Source organism: Ruegeria sp. CI8, from assembly GCF_056536865.1.
Genome location: NZ_JBQFQL010000004.1, coordinates 227773 through 241359 on the forward strand (window position 1 = coordinate 227773; position 13587 = coordinate 241359).

Here is a 13587-nt window from a genome sequence, read left to right on the forward strand (position 1 = left end):
TAGGTATTCCGGTGGGAGCCGGAGCCACTTCCTTTTGCTGTGGCTTCAGGCCCTATGCGAGTGCGCGCCGGGCGGGTTCAGATGTGGCCCAGGCCACGATGAGCCAAGGCCAGGATGTAGAAAGCCAGGATGAAATCCAGAATCTCGATCAGTCCCAGCATCAGCGGAATTGGGTCGGGTGATGTGGGGAAGACGTGACCCAGGTCCAGCAGGACCACGAAAATGTACCCCCAGGCCGCCATGATGGCGCCCCAGCTTGCCGTTGCCGAACCGCGCAGCATGGCCACCGCCGACCCCACGGCCAGCAGGGCAAGCGCGATCAGAAAGGCATTGAAGCCCCAGAACACCGTTCCGCCCAGCCCGGAAAAGTCCCGGGTCTCGATCGGGCCACCGGGGACCAGCGTGACAAAGCTGGCAACGAGGACAAGCATCAGTTTGGCGGCTGTTGCCGTGGGTTGGGACGCCATAGGCCGCGTTGGGCTGGCGTTGATTTGTGACGAATGCGCCATGACAGAATCCTTTTAATGACTGGCGGGTCATAAATGGAGATGGCGTTACTGACCGTCAAGTCATTAAAAGATTGAATTTGCGTGACGCCGCGTCCAATCTGCGTCAAGAGAGGCGCGCCGGAAGAAAATCGGGGGGCAAGATGCCGAAGATCGTCGATCGCGAAGAGATGCAGGGGCGGATATTGGATGCCGCCATGGCCTGCTTTCTGGATCAGGGCTATCACGCCACCAAGATGCAGGACGTGGCCCATCAGGCCGGCATGGCCAAGGGCACGTTGTATCTGTACTTCCAAAGCAAGGAGGCTCTGCTTCTGGCGTTGCTGCAGCGGTATTTCGAGGATATTCGCGCCCGCATCAGCGACATCCCGGCCCCGCAGACGCTGGACCAGTTCATGACCGGGCTGCGTCTGTCCATGCCTGCCGACCGTCTGGCGGCGACGCGGTTGTTCTTTGACGTGCTGGGCCCCGGATTTCAGGACCCGCGCGCGGCCGAGATCATTGGCGGGTTCTTCGCCTGGCTTGCCGAGCATTATGCGGCTCAGTTCGCCCCCTTGATCCGCGCGGGTGAAATCCGCGGCGATCTCAGTGCGCAGGCCGCAGCGCAGGCGGTGACGGCGATGCTGGATGGGCTGGTGATCCATTTGGCGATCTTCGGGGGCGATGAAAGCGACTTTGAGGCGCGGCGCGATGCGACCCTCTCGCTGCTTGAGGCCGGCCTGCGCGGATAAGCCATTGCGCCCGACTTCTGTGCGGTTCGCACCGGATTGCGTGCCCGCGACGCAAATCCCGTTGATCCACAGGCCTGTTTTGGTCTAAGCGCGCAGATATGGATCACTTTCTCTACCGCGATGGCGTGTTGTGCGCCGAGGATGTCCCGGTTGCCGAGATCGCGGCTGCGGTCGGCACGCCGTTCTATGTCTATTCCACGGCGACGCTGCTGCGGCACTACAACCTGTTCGACGAGGCGTTGGCAGGTACCGACCACGTGGTCTGTTATGCGATGAAGGCCGCCAGCAACCAGGCCATTCTGAAAACGCTGGCGCAAGCCGGCGCGGGGATGGACGTGGTTTCGGGCGGCGAATACCTGCGGGCCAAGGCAGCGGGTGTGCCGGGCGAAAAGATCGTGTTCTCGGGCGTCGGCAAAACGGCCGAGGAAATCCGCATCGCGCTGACCGGCGGGATTCGCCAGTTCAACGTCGAATCCGAGCCCGAGATGGAGGTGATCAACGCCGTTGCGCAGGAACTGGGCGTGATCGCGCCGATCACCGTTCGCGTGAATCCGGATGTCGACGCCAAGACGCACGCCAAGATCGCAACGGGCAAATCCGAAAACAAATTCGGCATCCCGATCGCCCGTGCACCCGAGGTCTATGCCCATGCGGCCAGCCTACCGGGGCTGAAGGTGGTGGGCATCGACGTGCATATCGGCTCGCAACTGACCGATCTGGAGCCGTTCCGTCTGGCCTACTCCAAAGTCGCCGAGCTGACCGAACAGCTGCGCGCACAGGGCCACGACATTCACCGTCTGGACCTGGGCGGTGGGCTGGGCATCCCCTATGCGCGCTCGAACGAGGCTCCGCCGTTGCCGTTGGAATACGGTGCGATGATCAAGGAAACGCTGGGCCATCTGGGCTGCGAGATCGAGATCGAGCCGGGCCGTCTGATCGCGGGCAACGCGGGGCTGATGGTGTCGAAGGTGATCTATGTGAAGTCGGGCGAAGGGCGCGATTTCCTGATCCTCGACGGGGCGATGAACGACCTGATCCGCCCGGCCATGTACGACGCCTATCATGACATCGTACCCATCATCGAGCCCGCGCCGGGGGGCGAACAACGCCCCTATGACATTGTCGGGCCGGTCTGCGAGACCGGGGATACCTTTGCGAAACAAAGGGCGATGCCACCGTTGAACCCGGGGGATCTGGTCGCATTTCGCAGTGCCGGCGCCTATGGCGCGGTTATGTCCAGTGAATACAACACCCGGCCCCTGATCCCCGAAGTTCTGGTTCATGGCGATCAATTCGCGGTTATTCGTGAACGGCCAACCTTTGACGAAATCATAAACCGCGATACCATACCTGAGTGGCTGTGACGCGATAACCGCGCGGGCCCGACCCGGAGGCCTGACGTGACCGACACTCGCAACCTGCCGATCCCCAGACTGTCCCTGTTGCTGACGCGCACGGGGATGCTGGCCGAGCAGGTGATGCGCGCTTTTTGGCCGTTCCTGTCGATTGCGGCCCTGATCATGGCGGCCTTGCTGCTGGGCCTCCACGACCTCGTCGGCGTTGAAACCGTCTGGATCATCGGAGCCGCATCCATTCTGGCGTTGACGGTTGCATTGGTCTGGGGCGCGCGGAGGTTTCGGTTCCCCACCCGCACTCAGGCGCTTGTCCGACTGGACGAGACACTGCCGGGCCGTCCCATTCAGGCGTTGCTGGACGATCAGGCCATCGGGGCGATGGACGAAGATTCGCGCGCTTTGTGGCAGGCCCATCAGGCGCGCATGGCCGCCCGCGCCGCGCGGGCAGGACCGGTCAAGCCTGACCTGAACCTTGCCGCTCGTGACCCCTACGCGCTGCGCTATGCGGCGCTTTTGGCGCTGGTGGTCGGATTGCTGTTCGGATCGTTCTGGAAAGTTGGATCGGTCGCCCAGATGACACCCGGCACGGCCGTAGCCGGCCAGGGCCCCAGCTGGGAAGGCTGGGTCGAGCCGCCTCGCTATACCGACCTGCCGACGCTGTATCTGGCCGATCAATCCGGTCCGACGCTGACAGTGCCACAAGGCAGCCGCGTCACTTTGCGCTTCTATGGCGAGGTCGGCGCGCACAGCTTGACCGAAACCAGTTCCTCCGCTTCCACCACGACAGCAACCGATCCGGATCAGGAGTTTGTCGTCGAGCGTTCGGGCCGATTGTCGATCGAGGGCCCTGCAGGGCGTGATTGGGGTGTCGAGGTCATTGCGGACGCGCCGCCGGTAATCGCCGTGGCCGAACCCGCCACCGCCGAGGCTGGTGGCCAGATGAAACTGCCGTTCTCGGCGCGTGACGATTATGGCATCCTGTCAGGCACCGCGTTGATCGAGTTGGACCTGTCTGCGGTCGATCGTCGCCATGGTCTGGCCGTTGAGCCCGAACCTCGCGACGCGGTCACCGTCGACCTGCCCATGCCGATCGCTGGTGACCGGAGCGATTTCACGGAAGACCTGATCGAGGACTTTTCGGAACACCCTTGGGCGCACCTGCCGGTCAAGATTACCCTTTCGGCCGTCGATGCCGCTGATCAGGTGTCGGAGTCGGATGTCTACCGGACCGACCTTCCCGCCCGCCGGTTCTTTGATCCGCTGGCTGCAGCGGTGATTGAACAGCGCCGCGATCTGCTGTGGTCGCGCGACAATGCCAAAAGGGTGGCTCAGCTGTTGCGGGCGGTTTCGCACCGGCCCGAAGATGTCTTCCGTTCGGAAACCGCATATCTGCGACTGCGCTACATTCTGCGCCGGTTGGAAACCTTTGCGGAATTCGGCCTGGGCCCCGAACAGCAGACCGAGATCGCGCAAGCCTTGTGGGATCTGGCCATCCTGATCGAAGAAGGCACGCTCGCCGACGCGCTGGAGCGGATGCGTCGCGCTCAGGAACGTCTGACCGAAGCGATGCAGAACGGTGCCAGCGATGAGGAGATCGCCGAGTTGATGCAGGAACTGCGTGAAGCGACCGACGAGTATCTTCGTCAGCTGCAGCGGCTGGCGCAGGAAAACCCGGACGGCCAGCAGGGCCAGCAGAACCAATCCGGTGAATCCATGCAGATGACGCAGGATGACCTGCAGCGGATGATGGACCGGATCCAGGAACTGATGGAGCAGGGCCGCATGGCCGAGGCCCAGCAGGCGCTGGAGGAGTTCCAGCAGATGATGGAAAACATGCGGGTGACCCAGGGCCAGGGACAGGGGCAACAATCCGAAGGCCAGCAGGCCATGGAAGGATTGGCCGAAACCCTGCGTGAGCAGCAGGGCCTGAGCGACGAGGCCTTCCGTGACTTGCAGGAGCAATTCAATCCCGGCGCGCAGGCCGGTGAAAGCCAGGGCAATGAAGGCCGCTCGGGCGGTCAGGGGCGCGGCCAGAGCCATGAGGGTCAGGGCGGCGAGGGCCAAGGATCGGATCAGGCGGGCGAAGGTCAGCAAGGGCAAGGGACTCTGGCTGACCGCCAACAGGCGCTGCGCGATGAACTGAATCGCCAGCAGCAGAACCTGCCGGGCGCCGGAACACCCGAAGGCGACGCCGCACGCGAGTCGCTGGGGCGTGCAGGTCGTGCCATGGATGAGGCCGAAGATGCCCTGCGGAGCGACGACCTTGCCGAAGCGATCGACCGCCAGTCCGAAGCAATGGAAGCGTTGCGCGAAGGGATGCGCGAGCTGGGTGAGGCCATGGCCCAGAACCAGCAGAACCAGCCCGGTCAGGGTACGCAGGAAGGCGACATGCAGGCCAACAACCGCGATCCGCTGGGTCGGAATCCGGGTGCTGCGGGCTCGATCTCGACCGAGGAGAGCCTGCTGCAGGGGGATGATGTGTACCGCCGTGCCCGCGAATTGCTGGATGAAATTCGTCGCCGCACGGGCGAAACCGACAGGCCCAGAATCGAACTGGAATACCTCAAAAGGTTGCTCGAGCGGTTCTGACCGGCAGAGTTACTCGGTCGCGGAGCCAGCCTGCGATTCCAGCCAGACCCGGGCCTGATCGACCATCGAGACATACGACTGCAACACGGGCTCGGCCTGGGGAACCGCCTCGCTGATCTGGCGGGCGTTGCCGTAGATCAGGAAAAGGATGACCCCTATAATCAGGATCAGCGCAAAGCCGCGCAGGAACCCGCCCGATTTCCGCGGCGGGGCCTCGGCGGGCTCTGCTTCGGCGGGTGCGTCGTCGCTGCGCAAAGTCGAGTTGATGCTGTCCACATCCGGCAGCGCCTCTTTCTGACCGGTTCCCGAGGCGGTTTCGGTCGCCGCAGGAGGTTTGGGCTTGGGGGCCGGTTCCGGCTGCTGATCCAGGCCCAGATCCGGTTGACTTTCCAGGCCGGATCCTTCCTTGGCGCGCAGTTCGGCCTCACGCGCGGCTTCCTCTCGCAGGATTGTCGCAACGGCCGGATCGACGTTGCCGGTTGGAGCGGCTGGCCGGGCTTCGTCGTCGGGTTCGGGATCGGGCTGTTCGGCTTCTACCTGTTCGTCTTCTGCCTGCTCCGGTTCCGGCGCAGAAGCTTCGGCGGCTGGCGGCTCAGACGCATCCGAGGGCGCACTTTCGGCCGGCCCGTCATCGGTTTCGGCCGCGACAGGCTCAGCCTCCGGGTGTTTGGGTTGGAACCAGGTCTGCTCGCAGCTCGAGCATTGCACGTCTCGGCCTTCTTCCGGAATTACCTCATCCGGAACCTCGTACTGGGCATTACAGTTCGGGCATGTTAGTCGCATACTGCCTCCCCGGCCGCCAGCGGCCTGTCGTCGTTTTTCCAAGAATGATAATCCGTTAAGGCGAAACAGCAAAGCGCGTTTTCGGCCCGGTGGATCAAGTGTCGCCAAATGGACTCGGTGCAGGCATTGAAACCGTGGTCGTGCTCGGGCAAGAAGGGCGCAAGCAATATTGAGGGCAGGCGTGATCGAGCTTGAAAATGTCAGCTACAGCTATGGCGGCGGCGAACTGCTGAGCAATGTCTCGGTCCAGTTGCAGCCAGGGTCGTTCCATTTCCTGACCGGCCCGTCCGGAGCGGGCAAAACGACCCTGTTGAAACTCTGCTATGGCGCGTTGCTGGCCAGTTCGGGGCGGATCAGCGCCTTTGACCAGGACATTGCCCGATTGGACCGGGACCAGATGGCCCTGCTGCGCCGTCGCATCGGTGTCGTGCATCAGGACTGCCGGTTTCTGGACCACATGACTCTGGCTGAGAATGTCGCCCTGCCACTGATGGTGTCGGGACGCTCTGTCGAGTCCGAGCAGGAAGATCTGACCGAACTCCTGTCCTGGGTCGGTCTTGGTGGCCGCCTGGACGCACTTCCGCCGGAGCTTTCGGGCGGCGAGCGGCAACGGGCTGCACTGGCGCGGGCGGTCATCCTGTCACCGGACGTGGTGTTGGCCGACGAACCCACCGGCAACGTCGACTGGGAGATGTCCCAGCGTCTGCTGCGTCTGCTGATCGAGCTGAACCACATGGGAAAGACCGTGGTGATCGCCACCCATGATCTGAGCTTGATCCGGGCGGCCAAAAGCCATGTGCAGGCCCGGGTTCTTCGGATCTCGCAGCGGCGGCTGCAACTGGCGGGGGCGGATCTATGATTGCCGATGACATTCGCGCCCTGCTGCGCCGGGACGCCCGGGCCGACCGCGTCGTGCCGCCAACCGGATTTACGGCGCACCTGACCCTTTTCGTGTCAGGTGCGATGGCCTTTCTGACAGTATTCGCGCTTGCGCTGTCGCTGGCCTCGGGCCGATTGGCCGATCGCTGGGCCTCGGAGCTGGCCGGAGCGGCCACTCTGCGGATCAATGCGCCTGCTGAACAGCGTGCCGCGCAGACCGAGGCCGCTCTGGAGGTTCTGAAACAGACCTCGGGCGTGGCCTCGGCCCGCGCGCTCAGCGCCGAAGAACAGGCCGCGCTGCTGGCCCCCTGGTTTGGACCGGACCTGCCGCTGGACACGCTGCCGGTGCCTCAGCTCATCGAAATCATCGAGGGCGAGCCGGGGCTGGACACGATGGGCCTGCGCCTGCGGCTGGCGGCCGAGGTGCCCGGCGCGGTTCTGGATGACCATTCCCGCTGGCGCGAGCCGCTGGTCGACGCGGCCACCTCGCTGCGACGGTTGGGCTGGATCTCGATCTTGCTGATCGGTGGGGCCACGGCGGCGATGATCACGCTTGCGGCCAATGCCTCGCTTGCGGCCAACGCCCAGATCATCGAGGTGCTGCGCCAGGTCGGTGCACGCGACCGTTTCATCGCCGGTGCCTTCGTGCGTCGGTTCACCTGGCGCGCGTTTTTCGGTGCCGTGGTGGGGACGGTTCTGGGCCTGACCGGTGTGTTGCTGCTGCCCGAGGCCTCGGATGCAGGCGGTTTCCTGACCGGCCTTGGATTTCAGGGTGCTGACTGGCTGCTGCCCGCCGTAATCCCCGTTTTGGGCGCGGCCGTGGCCTTTGCCGCCACATGGTCGGCGGCCCGTCGCAAATTGAAGGAGCTTTCGTGATGGCAATAGCGGTCCAATGGGGGCGCTCGCTGATCTTCATGGTCACGATCTACGCGTGGATGGCGGTTCTGGGTCTGGTCTTCGCGCCCTATGCGCTGTTCTCCAAGCGCGGGGCGCTGCGCGCCTGCAAGACCTATGCGCGCACGACCATATGGCTGGCGCGCTGGATGGTGGGCATTCGCGGAGAGGTGCGCGGCAACGTGCCCACGGGTGAGGTGGTCATCGCCGCCAAGCACCAGTCCTTCTTCGACATCATCCTGATCTTCGACGCGATCCCCCATGGCAAATTCATCATGAAGCGCGAACTGCTGTGGACCCCGATCATCGGTATGTATGCCCGTCGACTGGGTTGTATTCCGGTCAATCGCGGCAAGCGTGGCGCGGCAGTGGCCAAGATGGTCAAGGACGTTTCCAAGGAGTTTACCGAGCCCGGGCAACTGGTGATCTATCCGCAGGGCACCCGCGTGGCGCCGGGGGTCTACAAGCCCTACAAGGTCGGCACCGCCGTTTTGTACGAGGGGCTGGGGTTCCCCTGCGTGCCGGCGGCCACCAATGTCGGTGTCTTCTGGCCCCGGTCGGGGATTTTGCGCAAACCGGGCCACGCGATCGTCGAATTCCTTGATCCGATCGAACCGGGCGTCAATCGCGACTCGTTCCTAGCCAGGCTGGAAGAGGTGATCGAAACGCGCTCGAACGCGCTGATGCGCGAAGTGGGGTTTGATCCGGATGCAGTTCATCAATGACATCACCGCGCTCGAGGCGCTGTACGGCACCCCCGGCGCGGCCTCGATGCGGAAGGTTGCGCGGCAACTGACGCCGCTCTATCGCAAGTGGATCATGGCGTCGCGTCTGTGCTTGCTGTCCACGGTAGGGCCCGAAGGGGTGGATGGCAGCCCCCGGGGCGATGACGGCCCGGCGGTGATGGAACTGGACCCCGGCACCCTGGCCTTGCCCGACTGGCGCGGCAACAACCGCCTGGACAGCCTGCGCAACATCGTGCGCGATCCGCGTGTGGCGCTGATGTTCATGGTGCCCGGCTCGAACAACGTGGTGCGGGTGAACGGTACCGCCCGGTTGACGGCCGATGCCGACCTGCGCGCCCGGTTCGAGAAAAAGGGCAAGCAACCGGCCACGGTGATCGTTATCGAAATCGGGGAAATCTACACGCAATGCGCCCGCGCGCTGATGCGGGCCGAAACCTGGACCGGCGGCGATCTCAGCGCCGGGTTGCCGACGGTGGGCGAGATTCTGGCCGAGGTGTCGCAGGGTGAGGAAGGCGGCGCACGCTATGATCGGGAATGGGGCGCGCGCGCCGCAAAGACGATGTGGTGATCACGCTGCCGCTGCGCCCAGCCGGGTGACCCGCGCGATCCATTTCTGAACGCTGTCCTGTTTGGGGTAGCTGGCACCGGAAAACCAGGTGAACCGCGTCGGCTTGAACCCGACGAACCCCAGAACCTGACCGCGCATCTGGTGAATCAGCGCCCGGCGGTAAACCAACCGCATGAACCAGCCCGGTGTGTCCGAGGTGATGATGACCCGCGCAGTTCGGCCGTCGAGCATCGGCGCCGGGAATCCCAGTTTGTTGGGATTGCGGGTGTCGAACGTACGGCCCGGGATGAACATCCGGTCGATCAGCCCCTTGAGCTTGGCGGGCAGGCCGCCCCACCACATGGGCGTGGTCAGAACCAGGTGATCGCTCCATTCGAAATCCTGCAGAACCTGTTCCAGAACCGGCTCCAGCGGTTTGAAATCATGATAGTTGCCCTGTCCGAAATCGAAATCGAACTCCAGATCGCTGAGGTGAACGGTTTTCACTTCATGGCCCTTGGCGCGCGCGGCTTCGGCATAGGTGTCGGCAAAGGTGCGCGACAGGCTGCTTTCGGCGGGGTGACCGTCGAGGATGAGAATTTTCTTGGGGTGCATCGGGATTCTCCAAAAATTGACCACGGTCAGTTTATAGAATCAAAAAATGACCACGGTCAATATCAAATTTGACCGCGGTCAAAAAACATGCGAACAAGCCTCATGCAAAAGACGATTCAGAAACGAACCTTGAAAACCCGCGCCAAGCTGCTGCAGGCGGCGGCGGACGTGGTGCAGAAAAACGGATACCAGGCGTTGCGCGTGGAAGAGGTGGTACAGGCCGCCGGTGTGGCCAAGGGCACCTTCTTTGCCCATTTCCACGACAAGGACGCGCTGATGGAGATCCTGATCGGCGAAAAACTGGACTCCTGTCTGGATCAGGCGCAGGCGTCGGAAACGCCGAATACCGTGCCGCAGATTATAGTGGCCCTGGCCCCTGTGCATGATTTCATGATGTCCGAACGCTATGTGTTCGACCTGCTGATCCGTTATTCCGGTGCCGCCGCGATCTCTGAAATCGGGCCGATCGCCTATTGCTTCGAGAAATACTTCCGGATCGTGATGATGTGGCTTGATCAGGCCGAGGTTAGACAGGACGTGTCGACTGACCTGCTGGCCGAGGGCGTGCAGGCCTTTGCCATCCAAGCCATGTCACTGAAATTCTGCGCCCTGCATTCGGCGACGACATTCACCGACCGGCTGGAAACCTATCTGCGGGCGTGGCTGACTCCGGCGGCCTGACCGCCGGAGCCGAACTCATCAGGCGTGGATCGGACCATCGCCGCAGGCCAGCGCCGCTTCGCGCACGGCCTCGGAATAGGTCGGGTGGGCGTGACAGGTCAAAGCCAAATCCTCGGCCGAGGCGCCGAACTCCATCGCAACGCAGACCTCGTGGATCAGGTCGCCCGCGCCGGGGCCGATGATGTGGCAGCCCAGGATGCGGTCGGTTTCCTTGTCGGCCAGGATCTTGACGAACCCGTCGGCGGCAAAGTTCGCCTTGGCGCGGCCATTGCCCATAAAGCTGAACTTGCCGACCTTGTAGGCGCGGCCCTGCTCTTTGAGGGTGGCCTCGGTCTCGCCGACATTGGCAACCTCGGGCCAGGTGTAGATCACGCCCGGAATGACGCCATAGTTCACGTGCCCATGCTTGCCCGCGACCACTTCGGCGGCGGCCATGCCTTCGTCCTCGGCCTTGTGGGCCAGCATCGGGCCTTCGATCACGTCGCCGATGGCGTAGATGCCCGGCACGTTGGTCTGCCAGTCCTTGCCGACCTTGATCTGGCCGCGCGGAGTCAGCTCGACCCCCAGCGCCTCCAGACCCAGCCCGTCATGGAACGGCTTGCGCCCGGTGGCGACCAGAACGGTGTCGGCCTCGATCACGTGCTCGCTGTCATCCTTGCGCAGCTTGTAGGTCACCTTGGCCTTGGTCTTGGTGGCCTCGGTCTTTTGCACGGCGGCGCCCATGACGAAGTTCAGGCCCTGTTTTTTCAGGATGCGCTGGAAGGTCTTCTGCACCTCGGGGTCCATGCCCGGGGTGATGACGTCCAGATATTCGATCACCGTCACCTCGGCGCCCAAACGCTGATAGACCGAGCCCAGTTCCAGCCCGATCACGCCTGCGCCGATCACCACCAGCTTTTTCGGGATCTTGCCCAGCTCCAGCGCGCCGGTCGAGGTCACGACGACCTTTTCGTCGACCTCGACGCCGGGCAGCGACGCCGCCTCGGAGCCGGAGGCGATGATGATGTTCTTGGCCTCATGCAATTCATCACCGACCTTGACCTTGCCCGCCGCCGGGATCGAGCCCCAGCCCTTGAGCCAGTCGATCTTGTTCTTCTTGAACAGGAACTCGACGCCTTTGGTGTTGGTGTCGATCACGTCCTGCTTGTAGGCCAGCATCTGTTTCCAGTCGACCGAGGGGCTTTTGCCCTTGAGGCCCATCTTGGCAAAATTGTGCTCGGCCTCGTGCAGCTGATGGCTGGCATGCAGCAGCGCCTTGGACGGAATGCAGCCCACGTTCAGACAGGTGCCGCCCAGCGTCTCGCGCCCTTCGACGACGGCGGTTTTCAGGCCCAGCTGCGCGCAGCGGATGGCGCAGACATAGCCGCCAGGACCGGCGCCGATTACGATGACGTCATAGTTAGCCATTTTGTTCTCCCAAATCCGCGGAGTGTTCTTTTTTGAAAAGGCGACCCACGGGGTGGATCGCCTGGGTGCCTGTTCAGACGGGTGTCAGAACCTTCACCTGAATATGCGCGACGCCGCCACGTTCATGGTGCATGGCCAGCTCTTCCGATTCGATGAAGCTCTGGGCCCGGTCCAGATCGGTAATCTCGAACAGGGCAACCGCATGATCGCGCTGTTCGGGGTCTTTCCAGACGTGCAGATCGACAATCCCGGCCGCCTTGCGCATCGGCTTGTCCTCGCGGAACACCTTCAGCCAGGCGTCGAAATCGGCCACGTCGGCCTGCCAGAGTACGTGCGTCGCCATGATCACAGATCCATCAGCAGACGGCGCGGGTCTTCCAGCGCCTCTTTCACGCGCACCAGGAAGGTGACCGCGCCCTTGCCGTCGACGATGCGGTGGTCATAGGACAGCGCCAGATACATCATCGGACGGATCTTGATCTCGCCATTGATGACCATCGGACGTTCCTGAATCTTGTGCATGCCCAGAATGCCCGACTGCGGGGGGTTCAGGATCGGCGAGGACATCAGCGAGCCATAGACGCCGCCATTCGAGATGGTGAAGGTGCCGCCCTGCATTTCGGCCATGCTCAGCTTGCCGTCACGGGCGCGTTTGCCCTTCTCGGCGATGGCTTTCTCGATCTCGGCGAACGACATGCGGTCCGCATCACGGATCACCGGAACCACCAGGCCCTGCGGAGTGCCGGCGGCGACGCCCATGTGGACGTAGTTCTTGTAGACGATGTCATTGCCGTCGATCTCGGCATTGACCTCGGGCACCTCTTTCAGCGCGTGGCAGCAGGCCTTGGTGAAGAAGGACATAAAGCCCAGGCGGACGCCGTGCTTCTTCTCGAACTGGTCCTTGTACTGGTTGCGGAGGGCCATCACCTCGGTCATGTCCACCTCGTTGTAGGTGGTCAGGATCGCGGCAGTGTTCTGCGCGTCCTTCAGACGCTTGGCGATGGTCTGGCGCAGGCGCGTCATGCGCACGCGTTCCTCGCGGGCGGCGTCCTCGGCGGCGACGGGTGCGCGCGGGGCTGCGGCCGGTGCCGGAGCGGCCGCGGCAGGGGCGGCGGCGGTTGCGACGGCGCGGGCCACGTCTTCCTTCATGATGCGACCATCGCGGCCGGTGCCGGTGACCTGATCGGCCGACAGACCGGCTTCGGCCATGGCCTTTTCGGCCGACGGCGCATTGGCCACGTCCTTGCCGGTGGCGGCTGCTGCCGGGGCAGGGGCTGCCGCGGCTGGCGCAGCCGGTGCGGCGCCTGCTTCAGCGCCCGAGATCACGGCAAGCTTGGCGGTCGCGTCGACCGTCGCGCCCTCGGGGGCCACGATCTCCGCGAGTACACCCGCAGCCGGAGCTGGGACCTCAACCGAAACCTTGTCGGTCTCCAACTCGCACAGCATTTCGTCCTGTGCGACGGTATCGCCGACCTTCTTGAACCAGGTCGATACTGTCGCTTCGGTGACGGACTCACCCAGTGTCGGAACCATCACGTCGACGCTGCCGCCCGAGGCCGCAGGTGCCGCTGCCGGCGCGGCTTCAGCTTTTGGAGCGGGGGCCGCACCCTCACCGGCCTGGATCGTTGCCAACAGCGCATCAACGCCGACCGTCTCACCTTCGGCGGCTACGATCTCGCCCATCACGCCGGCTGCGGGCGACGGAACCTCGACGGTGACCTTGTCCGTCTCAAGCTCGCACAGCATTTCATCCACGGCGACGGCATCGCCGGGTTTCTTGAACCAGGTTGCGACCGTGGCTTCGGTGACGGACTCGCCCAGCGTGGGAACACGAACTTCAATCGTCATCGTTAA

General features: G+C 63.6%; 14 protein-coding genes. 8 read left to right on the forward strand and 6 right to left on the reverse strand.

The window, feature by feature from the left end:
• Window positions 1–77 precede the first annotated feature (77 nt).
• The gene (locus tag ACR0DA_RS16285) at window positions 78–509 is read right to left on the reverse strand and encodes a DUF8051 family protein (RefSeq protein WP_480754912.1); all 432 of its coding nucleotides are present in this window, start codon (window positions 507–509) and stop codon (window positions 78–80) included.
• Window positions 510–649: 140 nt separating this feature from the next.
• On the opposite strand from ACR0DA_RS16285, the gene ACR0DA_RS16290 reads away from it, so the two are divergent.
• From ACR0DA_RS16290 to ACR0DA_RS16300, 3 genes are all read left to right on the forward strand, one after another.
• Window positions 650–1237 carry a TetR/AcrR family transcriptional regulator gene (locus ACR0DA_RS16290; protein WP_480754913.1) on the forward strand — a complete coding sequence of 196 codons (588 nt, stop codon included), beginning with the start codon at window positions 650–652 and terminating at the stop codon, window positions 1235–1237.
• Window positions 1238–1335: 98 nt separating this feature from the next.
• Window positions 1336–2601 carry a diaminopimelate decarboxylase gene (lysA, locus tag ACR0DA_RS16295; RefSeq protein ID WP_170601137.1) on the forward strand — a complete coding sequence of 422 codons (1266 nt, stop codon included), beginning with the start codon at window positions 1336–1338 and terminating at the stop codon, window positions 2599–2601.
• Window positions 2602–2637: 36 nt separating this feature from the next.
• The gene (locus tag ACR0DA_RS16300) at window positions 2638–5181 is read left to right on the forward strand and encodes a TIGR02302 family protein (RefSeq protein ID WP_480754915.1); all 2544 of its coding nucleotides are present in this window, start codon (window positions 2638–2640) and stop codon (window positions 5179–5181) included.
• A 9-nt stretch (window positions 5182–5190) separates the two neighbouring features.
• Here the strand turns inward: ACR0DA_RS16300 and ACR0DA_RS16305 are convergent, their stop codons facing one another.
• On the reverse strand, window positions 5191–5964 hold the full coding sequence (locus ACR0DA_RS16305) for a zinc-ribbon domain-containing protein (RefSeq protein ID WP_480754916.1): 774 nt from the start codon (window positions 5962–5964) through the stop codon (window positions 5191–5193).
• Between the two features lie 181 nt (window positions 5965–6145).
• On the opposite strand from ACR0DA_RS16305, the gene ACR0DA_RS16310 reads away from it, so the two are divergent.
• The 4 genes from ACR0DA_RS16310 to ACR0DA_RS16325 are packed head-to-tail and all read left to right on the forward strand — an operon-like array spanning window position 6146 to window position 9051.
• The gene (locus ACR0DA_RS16310; protein ID WP_480754918.1) at window positions 6146–6823 is read left to right on the forward strand and encodes a cell division ATP-binding protein FtsE; all 678 of its coding nucleotides are present in this window, start codon (window positions 6146–6148) and stop codon (window positions 6821–6823) included.
• Window positions 6820–7719, forward strand: coding sequence for a cell division protein FtsX (locus tag ACR0DA_RS16315; protein ID WP_170342226.1), 900 nt, complete (start codon window positions 6820–6822; stop codon window positions 7717–7719). Before ACR0DA_RS16310 ends, ACR0DA_RS16315 begins: the two co-directional genes overlap by 4 nt.
• Window positions 7719–8462, forward strand: a complete 744-nt coding sequence (locus ACR0DA_RS16320) for a lysophospholipid acyltransferase family protein (RefSeq protein ID WP_170342928.1) — start codon at window positions 7719–7721, stop codon at window positions 8460–8462. The genes ACR0DA_RS16315 and ACR0DA_RS16320 overlap by 1 nt, the downstream gene beginning before the upstream one ends.
• Complete coding sequence (locus ACR0DA_RS16325) at window positions 8446–9051, forward strand: pyridoxamine 5'-phosphate oxidase family protein (protein ID WP_480754919.1); 606 nt, start codon at window positions 8446–8448, stop codon at window positions 9049–9051. The genes ACR0DA_RS16320 and ACR0DA_RS16325 overlap by 17 nt, the downstream gene beginning before the upstream one ends.
• Here ACR0DA_RS16325 and ACR0DA_RS16330 read toward each other — a convergent pair whose 3' ends face one another.
• A complete protein-coding gene (locus ACR0DA_RS16330) occupies window positions 9052–9645 on the reverse strand; it encodes an NAD(P)H-dependent oxidoreductase (RefSeq protein ID WP_170456491.1) in 594 nt (197 codons plus the stop codon). It abuts the gene before it with no gap.
• Window positions 9646–9747: 102 nt separating this feature from the next.
• Between ACR0DA_RS16330 and ACR0DA_RS16335 the strand changes: the two genes are divergently transcribed.
• Window positions 9748–10326 carry a TetR/AcrR family transcriptional regulator gene (locus ACR0DA_RS16335; RefSeq protein ID WP_170436054.1) on the forward strand — a complete coding sequence of 193 codons (579 nt, stop codon included), beginning with the start codon at window positions 9748–9750 and terminating at the stop codon, window positions 10324–10326.
• An 18-nt stretch (window positions 10327–10344) separates the two neighbouring features.
• Here ACR0DA_RS16335 and lpdA read toward each other — a convergent pair whose 3' ends face one another.
• The 3 genes from lpdA to odhB all read right to left on the reverse strand — a co-directional run bounded on the left by lpdA (window position 10345) and on the right by odhB (window position 13581).
• A complete protein-coding gene (gene lpdA, locus ACR0DA_RS16340; protein ID WP_480754922.1) occupies window positions 10345–11733 on the reverse strand; it encodes a dihydrolipoyl dehydrogenase in 1389 nt (462 codons plus the stop codon).
• A gap of 73 nt (window positions 11734–11806) precedes the next feature.
• Entirely contained in the window at window positions 11807–12076 is a 270-nt protein-coding gene (locus ACR0DA_RS16345; protein ID WP_170342212.1) for a hypothetical protein, read from the reverse strand.
• 2 nt (window positions 12077–12078) lie between these two features.
• Entirely contained in the window at window positions 12079–13581 is a 1503-nt protein-coding gene (odhB, locus tag ACR0DA_RS16350) for a 2-oxoglutarate dehydrogenase complex dihydrolipoyllysine-residue succinyltransferase (protein ID WP_170367628.1), read from the reverse strand.
• Between the last annotated feature and the right edge of the window lie 6 nt (window positions 13582–13587).